17 protein-coding genes and 1 pseudogene are annotated in these 21,309 nt (G+C 72.7%); 12 read left to right on the plus strand and 6 right to left on the minus strand.

Features of this window, described 5'->3' with window-relative positions; all coding sequences use genetic code 11:
• Positions 1 to 108: 108 nt before the first annotated feature.
• Positions 109 to 675 (minus strand): NUDIX domain-containing protein, encoded by a 567-nt coding sequence (locus AB0P17_RS40060; RefSeq protein ID WP_365819459.1) that lies wholly within the window; start codon positions 673 to 675, stop codon positions 109 to 111.
• A 185-nt stretch (positions 676 to 860) separates the two neighbouring features.
• Between AB0P17_RS40060 and AB0P17_RS40065 the strand changes: the two genes are divergently transcribed.
• The 7 genes from AB0P17_RS40065 (at position 861) to AB0P17_RS40095 (ending at position 7,699) form a co-directional block, all read left to right on the plus strand.
• The gene (locus tag AB0P17_RS40065) at positions 861 to 1,322 is read left to right on the plus strand and encodes a hypothetical protein (RefSeq protein ID WP_365819461.1); all 462 of its coding nucleotides are present in this window, start codon (positions 861 to 863) and stop codon (positions 1,320 to 1,322) included.
• Between the two features lie 158 nt (positions 1,323 to 1,480).
• Positions 1,481 to 2,683 carry a PLP-dependent cysteine synthase family protein gene (locus AB0P17_RS40070; protein ID WP_365819463.1) on the plus strand — a complete coding sequence of 401 codons (1,203 nt, stop codon included), beginning with the start codon at positions 1,481 to 1,483 and terminating at the stop codon, positions 2,681 to 2,683.
• A gap of 119 nt (positions 2,684 to 2,802) precedes the next feature.
• Positions 2,803 to 4,011: an MFS transporter gene (locus AB0P17_RS40075; RefSeq protein ID WP_365819511.1), complete on the plus strand. Its 1,209-nt coding sequence runs from the start codon at positions 2,803 to 2,805 to the stop codon at positions 4,009 to 4,011.
• A gap of 63 nt (positions 4,012 to 4,074) precedes the next feature.
• Positions 4,075 to 4,887 carry a sulfite exporter TauE/SafE family protein gene (locus AB0P17_RS40080; RefSeq protein ID WP_365819465.1) on the plus strand — a complete coding sequence of 271 codons (813 nt, stop codon included), beginning with the start codon at positions 4,075 to 4,077 and terminating at the stop codon, positions 4,885 to 4,887.
• A gap of 55 nt (positions 4,888 to 4,942) precedes the next feature.
• On the plus strand, positions 4,943 to 6,016 hold the full coding sequence (locus tag AB0P17_RS40085; RefSeq protein WP_365819467.1) for an ABC transporter permease: 1,074 nt from the start codon (positions 4,943 to 4,945) through the stop codon (positions 6,014 to 6,016).
• Positions 6,017 to 6,210: 194 nt separating this feature from the next.
• Complete coding sequence (locus AB0P17_RS40090) at positions 6,211 to 6,747, plus strand: DUF4232 domain-containing protein (protein WP_365819469.1); 537 nt, start codon at positions 6,211 to 6,213, stop codon at positions 6,745 to 6,747.
• Positions 6,748 to 6,916: 169 nt separating this feature from the next.
• Complete coding sequence (locus AB0P17_RS40095; RefSeq protein ID WP_365819471.1) at positions 6,917 to 7,699, plus strand: VOC family protein; 783 nt, start codon at positions 6,917 to 6,919, stop codon at positions 7,697 to 7,699.
• An 89-nt stretch (positions 7,700 to 7,788) separates the two neighbouring features.
• Here AB0P17_RS40095 and AB0P17_RS40100 read toward each other — a convergent pair whose 3' ends face one another.
• On the minus strand, positions 7,789 to 8,106 hold the full coding sequence (locus AB0P17_RS40100) for a UBP-type zinc finger domain-containing protein (protein ID WP_365819473.1): 318 nt from the start codon (positions 8,104 to 8,106) through the stop codon (positions 7,789 to 7,791).
• 99 nt (positions 8,107 to 8,205) lie between these two features.
• The gene (locus AB0P17_RS40105; RefSeq protein ID WP_365819475.1) at positions 8,206 to 9,003 is read right to left on the minus strand and encodes a polysaccharide deacetylase family protein; all 798 of its coding nucleotides are present in this window, start codon (positions 9,001 to 9,003) and stop codon (positions 8,206 to 8,208) included.
• Between the two features lie 606 nt (positions 9,004 to 9,609).
• Between AB0P17_RS40105 and AB0P17_RS40110 the strand changes: the two genes are divergently transcribed.
• Positions 9,610 to 10,089, plus strand: coding sequence for a hypothetical protein (locus AB0P17_RS40110; protein WP_365819478.1), 480 nt, complete (start codon positions 9,610 to 9,612; stop codon positions 10,087 to 10,089).
• A gap of 169 nt (positions 10,090 to 10,258) precedes the next feature.
• On the opposite strand, the gene AB0P17_RS40115 is transcribed toward AB0P17_RS40110, so the two are convergent.
• Positions 10,259 to 11,497 (minus strand): family 16 glycosylhydrolase, encoded by a 1,239-nt coding sequence (locus AB0P17_RS40115; protein ID WP_365819513.1) that lies wholly within the window; start codon positions 11,495 to 11,497, stop codon positions 10,259 to 10,261.
• A gap of 447 nt (positions 11,498 to 11,944) precedes the next feature.
• Between AB0P17_RS40115 and AB0P17_RS40120 the strand changes: the two genes are divergently transcribed.
• Both AB0P17_RS40120 and AB0P17_RS40125 read left to right on the plus strand, forming a co-directional pair.
• On the plus strand, positions 11,945 to 12,799 hold the full coding sequence (locus AB0P17_RS40120) for an endonuclease (RefSeq protein ID WP_365819480.1): 855 nt from the start codon (positions 11,945 to 11,947) through the stop codon (positions 12,797 to 12,799).
• Between the two features lie 356 nt (positions 12,800 to 13,155).
• Positions 13,156 to 14,709 (plus strand): SpoIIE family protein phosphatase, encoded by a 1,554-nt coding sequence (locus AB0P17_RS40125; RefSeq protein WP_365819482.1) that lies wholly within the window; start codon positions 13,156 to 13,158, stop codon positions 14,707 to 14,709.
• A gap of 178 nt (positions 14,710 to 14,887) precedes the next feature.
• Here the strand turns inward: AB0P17_RS40125 and AB0P17_RS40130 are convergent, their stop codons facing one another.
• Positions 14,888 to 16,387 carry a hypothetical protein gene (locus AB0P17_RS40130; RefSeq protein WP_365819484.1) on the minus strand — a complete coding sequence of 500 codons (1,500 nt, stop codon included), beginning with the start codon at positions 16,385 to 16,387 and terminating at the stop codon, positions 14,888 to 14,890.
• Between the two features lie 232 nt (positions 16,388 to 16,619).
• Here AB0P17_RS40130 and AB0P17_RS40135 point away from each other — a divergent pair, with 232 nt between their 5' ends.
• On the plus strand, positions 16,620 to 17,741 hold the full coding sequence (locus AB0P17_RS40135; RefSeq protein ID WP_365819486.1) for an aminoglycoside phosphotransferase family protein: 1,122 nt from the start codon (positions 16,620 to 16,622) through the stop codon (positions 17,739 to 17,741).
• 332 nt (positions 17,742 to 18,073) lie between these two features.
• Entirely contained in the window at positions 18,074 to 19,987 is a 1,914-nt protein-coding gene (locus AB0P17_RS40140) for a peptidoglycan recognition family protein (protein WP_365819488.1), read from the plus strand.
• Between the two features lie 131 nt (positions 19,988 to 20,118).
• Here AB0P17_RS40140 and AB0P17_RS40145 read toward each other — a convergent pair.
• A pseudogene (locus AB0P17_RS40145) lies at positions 20,119 to 21,217 on the minus strand (chemotaxis protein).
• Between the last annotated feature and the right edge of the window lie 92 nt (positions 21,218 to 21,309).

Genomic DNA, 21,309 nt, shown 5'->3' on the forward strand with positions numbered 1-21,309 from the left:
CGCAGGCTCGCGTTTCCAGGCCGGAGTACGCGTCGGCGAGCTGGGCCTGAACCGAGGGTGATTACCTGAGCACAGCAGCAGGCGACAGGCGCCGGACCCGACAGGCTCTCAGCCGACCGCCGTCACCAGCAGTCCCTCGACGCGCCGCAGCGCCTCGCGGACGTTCTCCTCGCCGGTGGCCTCGCGCGCCTCGGCCGGGGTCATCCAGCGCAGCGGGGCGTCGGGCCTCTCCGGGCGGGCCGTGTCCGGCTCCGCCGTGGCCAGGACGTACCGGAGATCGGCATGTTCGTGCGCGGGCTCGCCGCCGCCCGCGGGCACGGGCACGATCACCACCTGGACGAGGGACGCGTCCGGGCAGGGTGTCAGATCGCGGAGCCCGGTCTCCTCGCGGGCCTCCCGCAGCGCGACGTCCAGGGGGTCGGTCTCCCCCGGGTCGCCGTGGCCGCCGACCTGGAGCCAGGTGTTCATCCGGGGGTGCCGGCGCATCAGGACGCGGCCGCTGCCCGGGTGGGTGATCAGGGCCGAGGCCGTCACATGCAGCGGGATGGAACGCAGCCAGGGATCCTCGGCGCCGCGCGCGAGGTCGCGTACGCGGGTGACGTCCGCGGCCTCCGCCGGGTCGTCGGGCCGGTATCCCGCGAGCACCTCGTCGATCCGTCGCCCGGCTGTCCGCATGCGCCTCTCCCTGTTCTCGGTGTTCTCGGTGCCCGGTGGCCACCGCCCCGTCCCCGGCCGTCGCGCGCGGTCCGCGCGGCGGGGTGCCGTGACCGGGGCAAGCGTAAGGAATCGGATGGGCCGGTGTCCTCCGTTTTTCCGGCCCGGTGAGCACAACGGGTCACCGATCACATACGCTGCGCGACATGAGTGGTGCGAGCGGCGGGACGACCGGGGGGCCGATGGCACGCCCCAGGGCCTGGGGCGTGCCGCTCACCGTGCTGTTCACCGTGCTGGCCGCACTGCTGCATGTGCTGGGCTGCGCCCATGGCCCGGTCCCGGCCGCCCCGTCGGCGGGTGTCCCGGCCGGCCTGTCGGTCGTGGCGTACCAGCCGTCCGCCGGTGAGCCCGCGCTCCCGGCCGCCGGATGCGCGGGACGCGCCTCGCACGGGGCGTCGACCTGTACCGACACGGACGAGCCGAGCGTGCTGCCGCAGCGCCCCGACGGGTTCGCCGCGGCGACGGCGGACCGGACCCTGCCGGGGGGCACCGCCGTACGGAACACGGCGGCCCCGCCCGTACACCCGGCGCGCGACGGGGCGCCCGCCGGAGCCGGGGCGGAGCCGGACCACCGGCGGCGCGCGGCGCTCGGGGTGTGGCGGAACTGACGGCGGTCACGGGCCGCTGACGGCGGGCCGGGCGCAGGTGCCGCCCGCGCCGCCCGCGCCGTCCTCACCGTCCGCGACCCCGACGGCCGACCGACTGTTCCGAGTTCACACCACCAGGACCGGGCGCCCCGCGCGTCCGGCCGCAGGAGACCGCGCACATGAATCCGTTCGAAACACCCGCCGACGCACCCGTCGGCGCGTCCGTCAGGACCGCACGCCCCTTCCCCGGACGTCTCGGCGCCCCGTCCGCACTGCCCGCGCGGAGCCCCGCGGGGCTCGTCGGCGACACCCCGACCCTCTGGGTGGGCGCGCCCTTCACCGCCGTGGAACGGGGTTTCTGGGCCAAGCTGGAGGGCCACAACCCCGGTGGGATCAAGGACCGTACGGCGCTGTACATGGTGGCGCGCGCCCGCGAGCGGGGCACACTGCGCCCCGGCGCGCGCATCGTGGAGTCCACCTCGGGCACCCTGGGCCTGGGGCTGGCGCTGGCCGGGGTGGCCTTCGGTCATCCCGTCACCGTGGTCACCGACCCGGGCATGGAGCCGCTGATGACCGGTCTGCTGACCGCGTACGGCGCCGACATCGAGCTGGTGCGGACGCCGCACCCGGTGGGCGGCTGGCAGGAGGCGCGCCGGCTGCGGGTGGCGGAACTCCTCGCCGGGGACCCCGGCGCCTGGTGTCCCGACCAGTACCACAACCCGGACAACGTGGCCGCGTACCGGCCGCTCGCCCATGAGCTGATGGCCCAGCTCGGGCGCGTCGACACCCTGGTCGTCAGTGTGGGCACGGGCGGGCACTCCGCCGGGATCGCGTCCGTGCTGCGCGACCGCTTCCCCGCCCTGCGGGTGGTGGGTGTCGACACCACCGGCTCGACCATCTTCGGCCAGCCCGCGGCGCCCCGGCTGATGCGGGGGCTCGGCAGCAGCATCCATCCGCGCAACGTGGCCTACGGGCTCTTCGACGAGGTGCACTGGGTGGCCGCTCACGAGGCGGTCTGGGCGGCGCGGCTGCTGGCGCGGGCGCGCTATGCCACCGGCGGGTGGAGTGTGGGGGCGGTGGCGCTGGTCGCGCGCTGGCTGGCCCGGGTCCGGCCGGTACGGGAGCGGATCGTGGCGGTGTTCCCCGACGGCCCGCAGCGCTACGTCGGCACGGTGTTCGACGACGCGTACTGCCGTGAGCACGGGCTGCTGGGGGTGCGCCCCGCCGAGGAGCCGGAGGAGATCGCGCACCCGGGCGTGCGGACGGTCACCCGGTGGACGCGGTGCACGACGGTGGTGGATCCGCTCGCGGAGCCCGTCCGTACCCCGAGTGCGGCGACCGACGTGAACGGCGTCCCCGGTACGACGGGAGCCGCCCGGTGAAGCGGGGACGGACACCGCGGACGCCCTCCGGCGGCGCTTCCGGAGCGGGAGCGGGCCGGAACCCGGTCGCGGGGGTGTGGGCCGGCACGCTCTCCTTCTCGCCCGCGGCGCGGCTGCTGATGGCCAACCAGTTCGCCATCAATCTCGCCTTCTACATGCTCATGCCCTATCTCGCGGCGCATCTCGCCGGCGGGCTCGGGCTGGCCGCGTGGGCGGTCGGTCTGGTGCTCGGCGTACGCAACCTCTCCCAGCAGGGCATGTTCCTCATCGGCGGCACCCTCGCCGACCGGTTCGGCTACAAGGCGCCGATCATGGCCGGCTGTCTGCTGCGCACGGCGGGCTTCGCGCTGCTGGGCTGGGCGGACCACCTGCCCGCGCTGATCGTGGCCTCGGCGGCGACCGGGTTCGCGGGGGCGCTGTTCAACCCGGCGGTGCGCGCCTATCTGGCCGCCGAGGCGGGTGACCGGCGGGTCGCCGCCTTCGCGACCTTCAACGTCTACTACCAGGCGGGCATGGTGCTGGGCCCGCCGGTCGGCCTGCTGCTGCTCGCCGCGGACTTCCGGCTGGTGTGCACGGCCGCCGCGGTGATCTTCGCCGCGCTGACGGTGCTCCAGTGGCGGGCGCTGCCGGCCCGGGGCGGCGCGGGGAGCCCCGGCGGGCCCGCGGGGCTGACGGCGCAGTGGCGCACGGTGCTGGCCAACCGGCCGTTCCTGCTGTTCTCCGTCGCCATGATCGGCTCGTACGTACTGACGTTCCAGGTCTATCTGGCGCTGCCGCTGGCGGCGTCCGACGCGCTCGGCCCCGCCGCCGAGAAGGCGACCGGCGCGCTGTTCGTGGTGTCGGCAATCGTGGCGGTGGCGGGTCAGCTCCGGCTGACGCGGTGGGCCACGCGGCGGTGGAGTCCGCACGGGGCGCTGGTGCGGGGGCTGGCCGTCATGGGGCTGGCGTTCCTGCCGCTGGCGCTCGTCCCGGCCGGGGACGGTCGCGGGGCGCGGCTGGGGGTGCTCGCCGCGCTGCTGGCGGCCGTCGTCTCACTGGCCGCCGGGAGCGCGGTGGTCTACCCGTTCGAGATGGACACGGTGGTCGCGCTCTCCGGCGACCGGCTGGTCGCCACGCACTACGGCCTCTACAACACCGTCTCCGGGCTGGGCATCACGCTGGGCAATCTCGCCACCGGTGCGCTGTGGGACCTCGCGGAGCGCCAGGGCGTGCGCTGGCTGCCCTGGACGGTGCTGACGGTGACCGGGCTGGCGTGCGCCTCGGCGGTGGGCGCGCTGGCGCGCGGCGGCCGGCTGGAACGTCCGGTCGCGGGGCCGGTGCCCGTCTGACCGGCCGGGTGCCGTCCCCGCCCGACGCTCCGTGAAGTCCGGGGCATAGCATCGGTTGCCGCAATGGACATCTCTTGGTGGGGAATGGCCGCGCTCGCCGCGGCGGCGACACTCGTCGGCTTCTCGAAGACAGCGGTGAGCGGCGCGAACACGGTCAGTCTGGCCGTGTTCGCCGCCGTGCTGCCCGCGCGTGAGTCGACGGGGGTGCTGCTGCCCGTCCTGATCGTCGGCGATGTGCTCGCGGTGCTCATGTACCGGCGCCACGCCCACTGGCCGACCCTGTGGCGGCTGTTCCCCGCGGTCGCCGCGGGGGTGGTGCTGGGCACGCTCTTCCTGGTTTGGGCGGACGACGCGGCCGTCCGTACCTCGATCGGCGCCATCCTGCTGCTGATGGCCGGGGTCACGGTGTGGCGGCGGCGCGCCGCCCGGAAGGCGGCGGAGGCCGCGGAGGCCGCGGCGGCGGGCGGCGGCAGTGGAGAGGGCGGCGAGGGGGACGGTGACGATGTGTCCGGGGCGCCCACCGGCCGGCTGAAGGCGCGTTCGTACGGTGTGCTCGGTGGCTTCACCACGATGGTGGCCAACGCGGGCGGCCCGGTCATGTCGCTCTATCTGCTCTCGGCGGGCTTCGCGAAGCTCGGCTTCCTCGGCACCTCCGCCTGGTTCTTCCTGATCGTCAACACGTCGAAGCTGCCCTTCAGCGTGGGGCTCGGGCTGATCGACGGGCCGTCGCTGCTCCTGGACGCCGTGCTCGCGCTGTTCGTCATACCGGGCGCCCTCATCGGCAAGGCATGTGTGGACCGGATCGACCAACGGCTCTTCGAGCGGCTGGTGATCGGGGCGACGATTCTCGGGGGTCTGCAGCTTCTGCTGCGCTGACACCGCACGCCGACGCCATCCGATATGTGCGGTTCACGTGGTTTACGGTGCTCTCATGGACGCGGATCACGAAACCGGCCCCGGTACCGAGTCCGGCGCCCACCGCGTGCCGCGCGCCCGGACGAGGGCGGCGGAGCACTGGAGGGCCTTCACCGCTTCGCCCTTTCTCCCCGCCGTCGTGCTGTTGTTCATCGTCTCGGCGGCGGCCGGGCTCTTCGCCGGCTCGTACACGTACAACATGGCGAACCCGACGCCGCACCGTATCCCCGCCGCCGTGGTGGGCCCCACCGACACCGCGGAGGCCCGCGCCTTCGTGGAGGGCATGGAGAAGGCCCTCGCCGCGTCGCTCGAACTCCACCCCTATCCCACGGACGCGGCGGCCCGCCGCGCGGTGGAGCAGCAGGAGGTGTTCGCGATCCTGACGTTCCGGCCCCCCGGAGTCGACTTCGCCGTCGCCGGCGCCGCCGGGGCCTCCGTGGCGCAGGTGCTCACCGAGACGGCCCCCGCGGTGGGCAGAGCGGTGGGGGTGCCCGTACGGATCAGTGATGTCAAGCCGCTCCAGAAGGGGGACCCGCGCGGGCTCGCGCTCTTCTACATCTCACTGGCGGCCGTGATCGTCGGTTTTGTCGGCGCCATCCAGCTGAGCGTCCACGCGCGGGGGCTCAACCCGGGTGAACGCGTCGCGTTCACGGTCGCGTACTCGCTGCTCGGCGCCTTCGCCATCGCCTCGGTGGTCGACTGGCTGCTGGGCGCGCTGCGGCTGCCGTTCGTCGAGTCGTGGCTGATCCTGGCGTTCACCATGTTCACGTCCGGCATGGTGTTCACCATGTTCAACACCCTGATGGGGCGGTGGGCGATGCTGCCGACCTGGGGACTGATGGTGCTGCTGGGCAACCCGTCGTCCGGTGGTGCGGTGTCCTGGCCGCTGCTGCCGTCGGCGCTGGGGCACATCGGGCGCTGGCTGCCGCCGGGGGCCTCGGTCAACGCCCAGCACACCGCGGTGTACTTCGGGAACGCGCAGCATGTGTTCCCGTTCGCCGTGCTGGCCGGCTGGACGCTGGTCTCCTGCTGCGTGCTCGGGTTCTGGCGCCACCGCCACCCGGGCGGCCGGACCACCGAGGACGTGTGACGGGTGCGACCGGACACCGGTGACCGGCACAACCTCTTTGGCCCTTCAGGTGTCTTGGAGGTCAAGCGGCACAGCGCGACCGACGCCGGGCGAACAGAGATCCGGTAAGGACACCTGGCCGAGGCGGTGCCGCGACGACCGATCGCCTGCCACCCTCACGTGTCACCGGCCCAACCGAAACGGGGAACCACACCATGCGTATCCGTCCCGCCCTCGTCGCCCCGGCGGCCACCGCTCTCGTCCTTCTCCCGGTCGCCACCGGCGCCCCGGCCGCCGCCGCCGCGCCCGCCGCGGCTCCTTCCGCGGCCGTCGCCGTCTGCCGCGAGGGGGCCGTCACGGTGACCGCCGCCCGGTCCGCCACCCCCCATGTGGTGCGGATCAGTGTGACCAACAAGGGCCGCGCCACCTGCGTCGTCGACCGCGTCCCCACCGTCACCTTCGGGGATCTCGACGGCGCCGCGCAGCCCGTGCCGCCGGCCGGGAGCGCACCGTACCTGCTGGCCGCCGGCGGCTCCGCGTACGCCGCGGTACGCATGCTCGACCCGGCCGCCGAGGAGTCCCGCACCGTCGCGTACCTGACCGTCGCGGGCGACCCGTCGCACCGCGGCACGCGCTTCGGCGCGGCGTCCGTGGGCACGTCCGGCACCATCCGGGTCTGGGAGCCGGTCACCACGCTGTGGCAGCCCACCGCGGCGAAGGCCGGCACCGCCCTGGCGGACGCCACCCGCTGACGTCCCCGTCCGGACGCCCCGGGCCAAAGGCGGCCAGGGCCCCGGCCCGGCGGGACATCAACGAACGGCCTGGCAGAGTAAAGACACCAACAGCGGCAATACGCATGAGCGAGACGTGTCTGACGAGGGCGGAGTGTGCGGTGTGGAGCGGGAGCAGGAGCGGAACAAAATGGACTCACAGACGGTGGCCGGCGCTCCCTGCTGGGTGAGTCTGCTCGCGCGCGAACTGCCCGCGGCCCAGGCGTTCTACGGTGATGTGCTGGGCTGGACGTACCGCCCCGCCGGGCTGGGCGAGGACTTCTGTGTCGCGCTCTCGGACGGGATGGCCGTCGCGGGGATCGGCGCGCTCGCCTCGTCCCTCCAGGTCGCCGTCGCGTGGACGCCGTACTTCGCGGTGAGCGACGTGGACGAGGCGGCGGCCAGGATCAGGGAGCGCGGCGCCACGGTCGCGGTGGGGCCGCTGGCCTTCCACTCCGGCCGCGCGGCGCTCGCCACCGACCCCGACGGGGCGGCCTTCGGAATCTGGGAGGGCGCGGTGCGCTCCGACTGGACGGTGGGCCGGGGAAGTGCGCCCGCGTGGCTGGAGCTGCGGACGCGCGACACACGGGACGCGGCCCGTTTCTACGGTCAGGTCCTCGGCTGGGCGCCGGAGAAGCAGGACGGCTTCACACTCGTCCACGAGGACGACCACGCGGTGCTGCGCCAGGACGAGCAGATCGTCGCCAAGATCCGCGGCGGCGCCGTGCAGGCCACACCGGATCCGCAGCTCCGGCCGCGCTGGCATGTCTACTTCCGGGTTCCCGAGGCGGCCGGGTCCGTGGCGGCGGCGCTGGACGCCGGGGGTGCGCTGGTCTCGCCGGAGGACACCTCGCCGGTCCCGCGGGACACACCGTTGCGGGAGGCGACGCTCCGCGATCCGGACGGCGCGCTCTTCACCGTCACCTCGGGCTGACCCACACCGCACATCACTCCGGCGGGACGGTCGGCCCTCACCCTCGACCTGAGGGTGACGGTCTCCGGCCCTGCCGGGGTGTGGCGCGGTCAGACGGGGCGCTCCGGCCCCACTCCCTCGACCTCGAAGACGATCTCGTCCTCGTAACACCACCACCAGCCCTCGCCGGGTTCGTACGAACGGATGAGCGGGTGTCCGGAAGCGGCGTAGTGGGCGGTGGCGTGCTTGTTCTTGGAGGAGTCGCAGCAGCCGATGTGGCCGCACGTCTGACACTCCCGCAGATGCACCCACGTGTCCCCCAGGGCGACACACTCCGGGCAGCTGTCCTCGCTGTCCGGGGTCACCTCCTCGACATCCGCGAGATGGGCGCAGATCGGGCTGCCCGACCCCGCTTCGCTGTTCGCCATCACGCCGCCTGTCCGACCGCACAGGTCTCCTGGAGATCCATTACCCTCACCGTACGACCGGTCCCCCGCCCCCGCCAGCAGAGAAGGCCGCCCGCCGCCTCAGGGCTTGTAGACCTTGCCGGGACCGGCGGTACCGGGGGCCAGCAGCTCGGGGACCGTGACGAAGGTGTAGCCGCGTTCCTTCAGTTTCCCGATGATGCCGGGGACGGCGGGCACGGTGCCGTCGTAGATGTCGTGCAGCAGGATGATGCCGTCCCGGTCCGCCTGGTCGAGGATGCGCTTCTCGATGAGGGCGGAGTCGGTCGTGGCGTAGTCCTTGGCGGTGGCGCTCCACATGATCTGCGCGAGCCCGAGTTCGCGGCTCACCTCGGAGACCTGGTCGTCGGTCCGGCCCTGCGGCGGGCGCATCAGCGTGGGCCGGTGGCCGGTGATCTTCTCGACGGCTTCCTGGGTACGGGTGAGTTCCTCGCGTACGCCGTCCTCGTCCAGCTCCGTGAGGATCTTGTGCGACCAGGTGTGGCTGGCGACTTCATGCCCCTCGTCCGCGATCCGGCGCACGAGATCGGGGTACTTGACGACATGGTTCCTGCCGAGCAGGAAGAAGGTCGCGTGGACCTTCTCCTTCTTCAGGATGTCCAGCAGTTGAGGCGTGTGCGCGGAGGGGCCCGCGTCGAAGGTCAGGGCTATGCAGCGGGCCTTTGCGCAGTCGACGGCGCCGGGGGCGAGGGCCGCCCCCTTCTTCGCGTCCTTCCTGGCGTCCTCGGGGGTGTAGCGGGCGTACGACGTGCAGCCGGCCAGCGTCAGCACCAGTGACACGACCGCCACGACCGCGGTGGAGGCTCGCTTCCCACAGGCCCATAGGTGACGAGACACGACAAAACCTCTTTCTCGGGGCATGCCGCACCCGCGGCCGGGCGTCCACCGGCGGCACCCGGTCCGCTCACGGCATGGCGAAGAACCGGCGCGCCCAGGAGGCGCCGGTGGCGGCAAATGAACCGCGTCGCACTATACACACGAGGTATACACGTGATGCATAGTGGAGTGTGGAGCCCCCGGACCCGGCTCGACCTCCCGTCGGCGCCGGGCCATACGGGGGCCCGAGCCCCTCCGGGGGCTGGAAGGGGGCCGGTGAGGGGCCGGGGAACATTCCGCGCCGGCGCCCCGTTGTAACGGGTGAGGGTGTGGGTGGAACTGAGTCCCCGGGCCCACCTGAGAAAAGCCTGTGGGGAAGATCGTTCGGCTGAAGCCCCATGGAGCGCATCGCCGCGAGGCGACCGCCATCCGCGCCCTCCCCTGACGACCCCGACCGGCGTCCCCCCGTCCGGTCGGGGTCTCGCCATGTCCGGGGAGCCCGGGCAGAACGCGAACGCGGGGACCCCGGCCGCCCGGACCGGTGCGCCCCGGAGCCTCGGGCTGAGAGGATCGGCCGTACGGGACCTCCCCCGAGCCGGGGCGGACCACGGAGGCACGGAACGGCGAGGGCGGGGTGGGGGGACGGTGGCGATGGCGGTCGAGGGCGGAGCGGAGCGGCCCGGCGGGTTCGAGGCGGCCACGGGCGACGGTCCGACGCCCGCCTCAGCGGACCACGAGCGGGCGGCCGAGGTGCGGATCGCGTTCGAGGGGCTGCTCCAGATCAGGCGGCTGACCCACACCGGGCCCGGCGATCCCGCGGCCGTTCCCGCGCCCTGGGAGCTGCGCCGGCCGGTCCGGGCGGTCGCGCTCGCGCTGGAGGCGGCCTCGCTCACCGCGTCGGCCGTGGACGCCTCCGGCGAGCGGACCGCGACGGGGTACCGCGTGACGCCGGGCGAGCGGGCGGGCACCGTACGGGTGGAGTGGCTCGGCCCGCACGGCTCAGGGGCGGCGCGGCAGGAGGAGCGTGCCCTGACGGAGTGCGCCGCCGCGCTGGCACCGCTGGGCTGGGAGGCCCTGCTCTACCGCGGCCCGCGGCGCCGCCGGTTCCTGGAGGTGGAGCCCGCGCCGTAACCCGGGCACGCGACCCGGGCACGTGACCCCGGCACGTGACCCGGGCCCGTAACCCCGCCCACATACCCCCGCCCCCCTGACCCCGCGCCGGGCTCATGCCGCGGGGGCCCGGCGGCACGCGTCGGCATACCGTCGGGCCCCCGTCAGCTCCGGCCGGGTCAGGGACGGTTCAGGAGCGGTTCACGGTCCACTTCTGGTTCGGGGTGCCCGCGCACGTCCAGATCTGGAGCCGGGTGCCGTCGGCCGAGCTGTTGCCGGTGGCGTCCATGCATTTGTCGGCCTGGACGTTCACGATGTCCCGCGCGGCGGAGATCCCCCAGCGCTGGTTCCCGCCACCGTTGCAGTCCCAGAGCTGCAACGGTGCTCCGTCGGCGGTGCTGTTGTCCTTCACCGTCAGGCACTTGCCGAAGGCCCGGATCGTACCGTCCGTACCGACGGTCCACTGCTGGGCGGCGACGCCGTTGCAGTTGTGGAGCTGGATGGGGGTGCCGTTCGCCGAGCTGGCCCCGGCCACGTCCACGCACATGCCACCGATCCCGGTGATGGTGCCCGTGGTGCCGCCGGAGCCGCTGTCGCCCGTGGTGACGCGTACATAGTCCACGACGAGCTGGTTCGGGAAGGGCGTGCTGCCGTCCGGGTCGCCGGGCCAGTAGCCGCCGACCGCCAGGTTCAGGATGAGGAAGAAGGGCTTGTTGAACGCCCAGGCGCGTCCGCCGAGATCTGCGGGCGTCCGGCGCTGGTAGACGGTGCCGTCGACACTCCAGGTGATGGAGTCGGGCGCCCAGTCGACCGCGAAGGTGTGGAAGGCGTCGGCGAACGCCTGGCCGCCCGGGAGGGTGTAGCCGGCGCCGATACCGCCCGAACCGGAGTAGCCGGGGCCGTGCAGGGTGCCGTGGACCGTGCCGGGTTCGAAGCCGACGTTCTCCATGATGTCGATCTCGCCGCTGTTGGGCCAGCCGACGCTGCCGATGTCGTTGCCCAGCATCCAGAAGGCGGGCCACATGCCCTGTCCGCGCGGGACCTTCATCCGCGCCTCGACGCGTCCGTACATCGAGGTGAACTTGCCGGAGGTGTTGAGCCGGGCCGAGGTGTACTCGCACCGGCCGTACCAGCACTGGTAGTTGCCGGGGTTCTCGCGGCGCGCGGTGATGACCAGATTGCCCTGGCCGTCGAGGGCGGCGTTGTTGTTGCCCGCCGTGTAGTACTGCCGTTCGTGGTTGTTGACGTTGTCGCCGGTCTCGATCTGCCACTTTCCGCCGTCGACCGCCGCTCCCGCCGGACCGTTGAAGTCGTCGTTGAAGGTCACGGCCGCCGCGGCGGCGGGGGCGGGGGCCGGATCGGGCACGGCGGCGGAGGCGGGTACCGCCGTCAGCACGCCGGTACAGCAGAGCAGAGCGAGCGCGCACAGCGTCGCTCGGCGTCTCAGGGAGATTCGCACGGGGCATCACATCACTTCACGTGGGGGCATGAGCATGACAAGACGCCGGGCGGCATGCGCGGTGGGCGCAGGGGAAGGGGCCACCTCGGAGAGTTCTGTCCGCCAATGATTTAAGGCAGAAAGTGACGCAGCGTCAAGCAGTTGGTATGGACCAAAGTTCGCCAGGCCTGCCACAACTCCCCCCGTAAATCCTGGCAAACCAGCAACAACAGGGGTGCGCGACCGTCAACCCACTTCACGCCGAGCCCGTGAACCCGTTCGGCAACTTGACCTGCACATGACCGACACGAGCTGTTCACACACCCACACAGGCGCTGTGGAAAACTCCCGCTGAACCGTTTCCTCATGACCACCGCGGCACCGCCCCCACCCTGTGGTCGTGTGCCGCGACGGCCCCCCGGAGAGGACAGCTCCCTCATGTCCCGTCGCCATCTCCCCACCCGACGCGCACTGTTGGCGCTCGGCGCCGCCACCGCGGTGATCGCCGCCACGGCCGCCGCCGCACCGGCGGCCACCCCGTCCCGGATCGCGGCCGCCCCGCCGGCCGCGGTCACGGCGGCCTCCTCCGCCGCGGCCACCGCCGCACTGGACGACACGTACTACCAGAACGCGATCGGCAAGAGCGGGACCGCGCTCAAGTCCGCACTGCACACGATCATCAAGGACCAGACGAAGATCTCGTACGCGGCGGTCTGGGACGCGCTCAAGAACACCGACCAGGACCCCGCGAACTCCTCGAACGTGATCGAGCTGTACACGGGCAAGTCGATATCGAAGTCGAGCAACGGCGGCAACACGGGCAACTGGAACCGTGAGCACGTCTGGGCCAAGTCCCACGGCGGCTTCGGCGAGGCGATCGGCCCCGGCACCGACCTCCACCACCTGCGCCCGGAGGATGTCCAGGTCAACTCCATCCGCGGGAACAAGGACTTCGACAACGGCGGCAGCGCCGTCTCCGGCGCGCCGGGCAACTACACCGACTCCGACTCCTTCGAGCCGCGCGACGCGGTCAAGGGCGATGTCGCCCGGATGATCCTCTACATGGCCGTCCGGTACGAGGGCGGCGACTCGTGGCCGGACCTGGAGCCCAACGAGAAGGTCAACAACGGCTCCAGCCCCCTGATGGGGAAGCTGTCGGTCCTGAAGCAGTGGAGCGACGAGGACCCGCCGGACGCCTTCGAGAAGCGCCGCAACGACGTCATCTACAACCAGTACCAGCACAACCGCAACCCGTTCATCGACCACCCGGAGTGGGTCGAGTCGATCTGGTGACCCGCGCCACGGCGGCGTGCGCCCGCCCCCGCGCCACCTGACGGTCCGCACGCCCCGGCCGGCGACGCGAGCCCACCGATGGACATGTACGCATGAGTCATGCGTACATGTCCATCGGTCGTCGCGGCCACGGAAGTCCCCGGTACCGGGCGCGATCGCCCTGGTTGGCGTCGGGTTGACACATACGCGCGACCGTCATTTATGGCATGAGGAGAATCAACCAGCCCGCGGCATATGCCAGAAGCACCACCGGATCGAGTGTTGCCAAATGCCTTACGAGCACGGGGCGCTTGTGCAACAGTCATAACGGTCCATCATCCAGACCAGGCCGAGCCGCGCCCGTATCGGAGTACGAGATGCCGTCCCCCCTGTTCGCGGACCACCCCGTCCCGCAGCCTGTCGAGCGGGAGACGGTGGACGCGCTCATCGCCAGGACCCGCGCGCTGCGCGGGGACGTGGAGGCGGTGCGCCAGGACAACGGGACGGACGACGAGACCCTGCGGCGCTGGCAGCGGGCGCTCTGCGAGCTCGCGGTACGCCAGCTGGATCATCTGGGCGCACACCTGGACCAGCTCAGGGACGGCCGTCCGGAGATCCTCCCGGCGGACGGCCGCGTCGAGAACTGCCCCGCGGAGGACGGTGCCGCTCCGGACGGCCGTCCCTCCCCGGACGCTCCCCCGCGGGGACAGCGGCACACACCCACGGCATGTGCCACGGGTACGACGGAGGCCGGCGCCGGTCCCCCGCAGGAGGGGCCGGCCCGCGCGGCCCCGGTGCTCGGCCGGGTCGGCAGCGCCGAGTGGAACCTCCTGACCGACGAGGTGAACTGGTCGGAGGAGATGTACGGGATCATCGGCCGGGCGCGTGAGCGCGGGCCGATGACGCTGGACGAGTTGCCCTCCCTGGTCTTCGCCGACGACCAGTCGCTGCTCACCGGCATGGTGACGGACTGTCTGATCGACGGGAAGCCCATCGACGGCGAAGTACGTGTGGTCAGGGCCGACGGCCAGGTCCGTACGGTGCACATGATGGGCGAGCCGGTGCTGGACGCCGACGGCTGCACCGCCTCCTTGTGGGCCGTCCTCCGCGATGTCAGCGCCCTGCGCAGGAGCGAGCGCGCGGTGCGCGAGAGCGGCCGGTCGGTCCAGCGCGCGCACCACATCGCCCAGACCGAGCACCGGCTCGTGACCGAGTTGCAGGAGGCCGTCGTCCCGTCGCGGCGCGGCACGCTGCGGCTGTCGCAGAGCGGCCCGGCCGCGCTGGAGCTGTCCGCGCGCCATCTGCCGTCGGCGGCCGGCCCGCCGGGCGGCGGGGACTGGTACGACGCGCTGGAACTGCCCGGCGGCGAAACCCTGTTGACCCTCGGTGACCTCACCGGGAGCGGCCTCGCGGCGGCCTCCTCCATGGCGATGCTGCTGGGCGCGGTGCGCGGGATGGCCGTGGCGGGGATCGAGCCGGGGGCACTGCTGGGCCACCTCAACCAGCTTCTGGACACCACGGAACAGCCCGTGCTGGGCAGCGCGCTCTGCGCCCGGTACCGGCCGGCGACCGGGGCGCTCTCCTGGGCGCAGGCGGCGTGCCCCGCCCCGCTGCTGTTCCGCGACGGGACGGGGCACGCGCTGACACCGCCGGACGGCGTGCTGCTCGGCGCGACCTCGGGGGCCGGGTACGAACAGGCCGAGGCCCGGCTGGCGCCCGGGGACGTACTGGTGCTGCACACCGACGGACTGACCCGTGAGGGTGACGGCACCGGAACGCGCCGGGACCGGCTCCTGGCGCTGGCGCCCCGGATGGCGGGGATGTCGACGGCGCAGGAGTGGGTACGGGCGATCGGCGAGGAGTTCGGCATGGCCGAGCGCTCGGACGACGCCTGTGTGATGGCCGCCAGGATCGGCGGGAAAACGCGCTGAGCAGCGCCGGGTGGGGCCTTCGCGGATTCCTTCCGTGAGCTGTGAGCCCGCTGTGTTGGCCTATGAGCGGTGAGCCCTTTGTTGTGACGGTGAGCTGTGAGCTGTGAGCTGTGAGCTGTGAGCTGTGAGCTGTGAGCTGTGAGCTGTGAGCGAGTGTGCCGCTCAGGGCCTCAGGGCGTCAGATGTCGGCCCGGCCCGGTTCCGTCTTCCTGCCCGGGCTCTTCGGCAGCGCGTGTGCGATCTCCTCGCGCAGTTCCTCGATCTTCTCGTACCCCGCGTACTGGCCGGTGAGCCGGTACATCTCCCGCAGCCGGTCCCAGGTGCGGTGCGAGGAGGTCTCCCCCATCGACACCAGCGCGAGCCGCGCGTAGCGGTCGGCCTGTTCCGGATCGTCCGCGATGAAGCAGGCGGACGCCAGCGAGATGTAGTCGAAGATCTTGGACCGCTGCCGTCCGCCGCCGCGCAGTTCCAGCGCCTCCTTGGCGTGGCCCTGCGCGATCCTTGCCGCCTTCGGGTCGTGTTCGGCGAGGGTACGGAAGGCCAGCGCCTCCATGCCGTGCAGGTCTGCCTCGTCGAACATCTGCATCCAGCAGGGCGGCGGAACGTCCCCCTTGTCCGAGACGAAGAGGTCCTCCGCCTCACCGAGTGTTCTGCGCATGGCCTGGCCGCGGCCCATCGAGGCCTGGGCCCATGCCTCGATGGTGTGGAGCATGGCCTGGGTGCGGGGGAGATTCTCCTCCCCGGAGCCGGACTTGGCGAGCTTCATCAGATCGAGGGCCTCGTCGGGCCGGCCGAGATGGATCATCTGGCGGGCCGCCCGGGAGAGCGCCTCGCCGGCCCGGGGGCGGTCCCCGCCCTCGCGCGCCGCGTGGGTGGCGATGACGAAGTACTTCTGGGCGGTGGGTTCGAGGCCGACGTCGTGGGACATCCAGCCCGCGAGGACGGCGAGGTTGGCGGCGACGCCCCACAGGCGCCGCTGGAGATGGTCGGGGTGACGGTAGGCGAGCATCCCGCCCACCTCGTTGAGCTGGCCCACGACGGCCTTGCGCTGGAGTCCGCCGCCACGGGCGGCGTCCCAGGCGCGGAAGACCTCGACCGACCGCTCCAGTGCCTCGATCTCCTGGGACCCGATGGGGGCGGCCTCGTAGCGGTCGAACCCGGCGGGTTCCGCGTTCAGGTGATCGTCGGCGGGTGGAGGGCCGGCGGAGGGTGCGGGGTCGGCGTGCAGCCAGTCGGTCAGAGTGCTGGTGAGTACGGTGCCTGCGGTGAGCGCTGCACCCGCGCCCACCAAGCCGCGACGGTTGAGCATGAGGTCCATTCCCGTGAATTCGGTGAGGACCGCTGCCGTCCGGTCGGGCGCCCAGGGCAGGGCGTCGGGGTTGTCCGCGTTCCCGGAGTCCCGTCGTTTCCCCGCGCGTCCGTTCCGTGCGAACCCGAGGTCCTCGATGGTCACGACACGACCGAGCCGCTCGGTGAACAGCGTGACCAGCACTCTCGGTACCGGATCGCGCGGAGTCTCCCCCATGTCGATCCAACGCCTCACCCGCGAGGTGTCGGTGGCCAGTTGGGGGTGGCCCATGGCCGCCGCCTGCCGGTTCACCAACCGTGCGAGTTCGCCCTTGGACCAGCCGGCCAGGCCGAACAGATCCGACAGACGGGTGTTGGGTTCACCGCTCACGTCAAGCCCCCAGGTTCTCGGCTGACTTGACAGTAACGCTCAGTCAGGTACCTGGCGACTATTCGCCAGGGTTCGCCAGGGTGCGCCAGATGGTGTGCCACCCGTTCGCCGGTGTCGAGTAGGAACGCGCCACCCCGGCCCGGCAACCGGACGTACTCCCCAGGGTGCCTCACGGCGGCCGGGGCGGGAAGGCGCCGTAACTCGTCGGCACACGAAGGGATCTGTATCGCCCATGTACACAGCATCGTCCTCCGTGTCCGCCCCGCCCCGGTCCGGGCGTCCGGTCAGCCCGGGCAGCGGACCGTATCTCGACCCCACCCACGCGGGGCGGACTCGGCTCAGGGCGGGGGCGGTCACCCAGACGCTGAGCGGGAGACTCGACTTGTCCGGCCCCCAGGGCGCCCAGTTGCGCATGGCGATCACGGCGGTGCACCGGATCTGCCCCGAGTTCAAGCCCGTTCAGGTCCTGCGCCGCAGCGGACGGTCCGTCCTGCTGGTCGGGACCACGGGGCGGACCAGCGCGGTCGCCAAGTGCCTGCTGGACCACTCGCCCGTCTGGACGGAACGGTTCCGCCATGAAATAACGGTATATCGCTCGTTCGTCCGGAACAGGCCGCCGGTCCGGGTGCCCCGGCTCATCGCGGCGGACCCGGAGAACTGCGCGCTGATCATCGAGCGGATGTCCGGTCGCGCCGCGGCGCTGACCCGCCATCCCACGGAGGCGCCGCCGCGCGCGGACGTACGGGCCGCGCTCGGTGCGATCGCCCGGCTCAACTCCTGGCGCCCGCAGGCCGATCTGTTCGGCGCACCGCTCGACTACGCGTCGCGGATCGCCCGTTACCACGAGCTGGGGCTGTTCACCGACCGGGATCTGGGAGACCTCCAGAAGCTGCTGCACGGTCTGGCGGGGGCCCGGCAGACCATGCGCCAGTTCTGCCACGGCGACGCGCTGCTCTCCAACATCCTGCTGTCGCCGGCGGGCCCGGTGCTCGTCGACTGGGAGCACGCCGGCTGGTATCTGCCCGGGTACGATCTGGCGACGCTCTGGGCGGTGCTCGGGGACGCGCCGGTGGCGCGCCGTCAGATCAGCCAGCTCGCCGCGGCCAGCGGTCCGGTGGCGCGGGACGCGTTCCTCGTCAACCTGATGCTCGTGCTGACGCGGGAGATCCGGATGTACGAGACCGCGGTGCAGCGCGCGATGCGGGAGGCCCCCGCCTCAGGGCCCGGCGTGTCGGCGGCGGCGCAGCAGGGCGGCGCGCCGACGGGCGAGGAGCAGCGGCTGCTGCTGCGGCGGCTGCACGACGACTGCGCGATGGCGCGGCGGGCGGTGCGCGCCGCGGTCGGCACCCGCTGACCCGGCCCGCCGGCCCCCGGGGCCGTCCGAGGGGACGGTGGGCCGGCGGCCGGAGCTCCGCCCCCTCCGCCATATACATTCATTGGTACATTCCACTGACGCGCCGCAGGCCGGGACACCACCGCGGGGAAACTTCGGGAAACCTGTGCTGACGTGCGAAATCCTTCCCGTGGAGCCTGATTGACGGATCGTCCGGGAGCCGATACCTCTGGGAAAGCGGATCGGCCCGGCAGTACGTAGCACACCACCCGTCACTGGAGGCTGCATTGCAAGGTTCTCTCCCCCCGCGACCAAGAACGGCACGCGGGCGCGCACTGCGGGCGGGTGGTGTCGTGGCGTCCGCCGCGCTGCTGCTCCCGCTCGTCTCGGCCGGCCCTTCCGCCACCGCGGAGCAGCCGGGACCCAGATCCCTGCAGGGTGAGTTCGCGGCGGCCGCCGCGCGGTACCAGGTGCCGCCGAGCGTGCTCCTCGGGGTCTCGTACCTCCAGTCCCGCTGGGACACGCACAGCGGCGCGCCGAGCGTGAGCGGCGGCTACGGCCCCATGCATCTCACCGACGCCAGGACCGCGCTCGCCGAGGCGCCGCACCACTCGGACGGTACGGAGGACGCGCGCGGCGACACCGCGCGCCCGCTGACGGCACCCGCCCGCGTGGCGGTGCCGGGGACCGCGGAACTGCCCGCGCCGCTGCGCACCCTGGACCGCGCCGCCCGGCTGACCGGGCTGCCCGCCGAGGAGCTGCGTACGAGCCCCGCCGCCAATGTCCGGGGCGGTGCCGCGCTGCTGGCGGCGGCCCAGCGGGAGCTGGGCGAGCCGCTCAGCGCCGACCCGGCGGACTGGTACGGCGCGGTCGCCCGGTTCTCCGGCGCGGACGACTCCGCGACCGCCGCGGCCTACGCCCGGGACGTGTACGAGGTGATCCGCGCGGGCGAGCGGCGCACCACGGACAGCGGCCAGCGGGTGGCGCTGTCCGCGCTGCCCGGGGTCGCACCCGACACCGGACAGCTCTCCCGGCTCGGACTGCGGGCGGGCGACCCGGCGCGCACGGAGTGCCCGCGCACGGTCTCCTGCACCTGGGTACCGGCGCCGTACGAGGAGTTCGGCGAGGGGGACTACGGCAATCACGATCTGGCGGACCGGCCGGTGTCCCAGAAGATCGACTACATCGTCATCCATGACACCGAGGGCTCCTGGGACACCACGCTCAAGCTGATCAAGAATCCGGAGTACGTGTCGTGGCACTACACGCTGCGTTCCTCCGACGGCCGGATCGCTCAGCACGTGCCGGTGAAGGATGTCGGCTGGCACGCGGGCAACTGGTACGTCAACGCGAAGTCGGTGGGGCTCGAACACGAGGGGTTCCTGGCCGCGCCGGACGCCTGGTACACGGAGTCGATGTACCGCTCGTCGGCCCGGCTGGTCGCGTATCTGGCGAAGAAGTACAAGGTGCCGCTGGACCGGCAGCACATCCTGGGCCATGACAACGTGCCGGGCACGACCGCGTCCACGATCCCGGGGATGCACACCGACCCGGGTCCTTACTGGGACTGGGCGCACTACTTCGAGCTGCTGGGCGCGCCGCTGCGGGCGAGCGGGGGCGGGCGCCCCTCCGTGGTGACGATCCGGCCCGACTACGCGGCCAGCAGGCCGCCGTACACCGGGTGCGAGAGCGCGGGCACGGCGTGCGCCCCGCACGGTTCGGGCGCCGTACGGCTGCACACGGCGCCGGACGCGAACGCCCCGCTGGTCAAGGACGCCGGGCTGCGCCCCGGCGGCCAGGACTCGACGGCGGACGTCAATGACACGGGCGCCCGCGCCTCGACGGGCCAGCGGTACGCGGTGGCGGGGCGGCAGGGTGACTGGACGGCGATCTGGTACCTCGGGCAGAAGGCGTGGTTCCTCGATCCCGCCGCGGCGCCCGCGGCGGTGGGCGCACGGGCGCCGGTGCTGACCCCGAGGGCCGGGCTCGCGGAGGTCCCGGTGTACGGGCGGGCCTACCCTGAGGCGGCGGCGTACCCGGCGGGCGTGCCGGCCCAGCCGGTCTCCCCGCTGCCGTACAAGCTGCTCGCCGGGCAGCGGTACGTGGTCGGGGGCGAGGGGCCGGGCGAGTACTACTACGCGGCCACCTTCGACCCGGCGGGCCACCACGTGGTGCGGGGCACGGAGCGGTACTACCAGATCCAGTTCGGGCATCGGATCGCGTTCGTGAAGGCGGCCGATGTGGAGGTCCGTCCGGCGGGTCGCTGACCGGGGCCGGAGAACGGGGGACGGGGGCACAGGGGTACGGGGGAATGGCGTACGGGCGTTGCCGGCCACGGGGGAGTCGGTAACGCCCGTACGCCTGTACCCCCGTTCCCCCGTGCTGTCCCGCCGTCCCGTCAGTAGCGCAGGACGGCGGCGACCCGGTCGTGCCCGTCGAGCGTGCCGTCGGGGAGGAACACGACGCGGGCGCCGCCGTCGAGCGCGCACTCCACCAGTTCGTCCACGATGTCGTCGCGGGCGCCGGGACCGGTCGCCGACGGGCATGAGATGGCCGTCCCGGACCCGGACCGTACGCCGGAAGTGCTCTTCGAGCGCGACCAGATCGGCCCGCTTCTCCCGTACGGACTCCCAGACCTCGTCCAGCCCGGCGGCGAAGGTGCGCCGCCCCTTCGCCTCGTCGAGCCGGTCCAGCACCTCGGCCTTCTCGCGGCGAGCGTGCTCCTCGACCACGGGGCGGATCTCCTTCAGCAGGACCGGCGCCGGGCCGTCCGTGAGACCGCCCTTGACCAGTCGGCCCGCGGCCGTGTGGGTGGCGTTGCCGGCCTCCGCCAGCAGGGCGAGGGCGGGGGCGAGTCCGACCAGGTGGAGTGGTCTGGGCCGGCGTGCCAGGACGGTGCCCATGGCGTGGTCGACGGAGCGCAGGAAGCGGCGGGTCTCCTCGTCGCTGAAGGTGCTCGGGATGTTCCCGACCCGTTCCTCGCGCTCGACGTCCCAGCTCTCCTCCGGGGGCGTCATCGGGAAGCCGTTCACGCGGTGCTCGCGCAGCGACTCGCCGGAACCGCTCCAGAGCGTCGCGCGGTCCGCGGCGATCCCGAGCACCCAGTACGGGCGGGACTGCGCGGTGGCGGCCACGAGGTTCCGGGTGAGGTAGGTGTCGGCGAGCACGACACGCTCGGGCACCTCGCGCGGGAGGTACCAGATCCGGTGCTCCCGGGCGTCGGCGAGGACGAGCAGCCCGTCGAGCGCGTGGCGCAGATCGACCTCTGCGACGGCCTCGGCGAGCCGCTCCATGACCGCGGTGCGGGCCCTGCGGTCCACTCCGGGGTCGGCCTCCAGCCGGTGGCCCGCCGCGGCGAGCAGGTTGCGCAGCCGTACGGTGTCCTGCTCGTTGTGACGGTCGCGGCGGTGCGTGGGCATCGTCAGGGACACGGCCGGATACGGGCGCCGCGCGCGCAGTTCCCGCAGGACTTCGGGCGTCAGACCGTTGCTGTCCATACTGTCCCTTCGCTCACCGGCCCCCCGTGTGTGCGTGCGTCCATCCTGCGGGATACCGGCGGGTACCGCAGGAGGTGCCGCACCGGTGGAGG

Origin of the sequence: Streptomyces sp. NPDC088124 (assembly GCF_040685895.1) — a bacterium.
Taxonomy (GTDB): domain Bacteria; phylum Actinomycetota; class Actinomycetes; order Streptomycetales; family Streptomycetaceae; genus Streptomyces.

Coding starts and splice junctions, on each gene's coding strand:
- AB0P17_RS40065 (WP_365819461.1), top strand. CDS start 861: ATGAGTGGTGCGAGCGGCGGGACGACCGGGGGGCCGATGGCACGCCCC.
- AB0P17_RS40105 (WP_365819475.1), bottom strand. CDS start 9,003: ATGCCCCGAGAAAGAGGTTTTGTCGTGTCTCGTCACCTATGGGCCTGT.
- AB0P17_RS40110 (WP_365819478.1), top strand. CDS start 9,610: ATGGCGGTCGAGGGCGGAGCGGAGCGGCCCGGCGGGTTCGAGGCGGCC.
- AB0P17_RS40085 (WP_365819467.1), top strand. CDS start 4,943: ATGGACGCGGATCACGAAACCGGCCCCGGTACCGAGTCCGGCGCCCAC.
- AB0P17_RS40125 (WP_365819482.1), top strand. CDS start 13,156: ATGCCGTCCCCCCTGTTCGCGGACCACCCCGTCCCGCAGCCTGTCGAG.
- AB0P17_RS40095 (WP_365819471.1), top strand. CDS start 6,917: ATGGACTCACAGACGGTGGCCGGCGCTCCCTGCTGGGTGAGTCTGCTC.
- AB0P17_RS40070 (WP_365819463.1), top strand. CDS start 1,481: ATGAATCCGTTCGAAACACCCGCCGACGCACCCGTCGGCGCGTCCGTC.
- AB0P17_RS40135 (WP_365819486.1), top strand. CDS start 16,620: ATGTACACAGCATCGTCCTCCGTGTCCGCCCCGCCCCGGTCCGGGCGT.
- AB0P17_RS40090 (WP_365819469.1), top strand. CDS start 6,211: ATGCGTATCCGTCCCGCCCTCGTCGCCCCGGCGGCCACCGCTCTCGTC.
- AB0P17_RS40080 (WP_365819465.1), top strand. CDS start 4,075: ATGGACATCTCTTGGTGGGGAATGGCCGCGCTCGCCGCGGCGGCGACA.
- AB0P17_RS40060 (WP_365819459.1), bottom strand. CDS start 675: ATGCGGACAGCCGGGCGACGGATCGACGAGGTGCTCGCGGGATACCGG.
- AB0P17_RS40075 (WP_365819511.1), top strand. CDS start 2,803: ATGGCCAACCAGTTCGCCATCAATCTCGCCTTCTACATGCTCATGCCC.
- AB0P17_RS40120 (WP_365819480.1), top strand. CDS start 11,945: ATGTCCCGTCGCCATCTCCCCACCCGACGCGCACTGTTGGCGCTCGGC.
- AB0P17_RS40100 (WP_365819473.1), bottom strand. CDS start 8,106: ATGGCGAACAGCGAAGCGGGGTCGGGCAGCCCGATCTGCGCCCATCTC.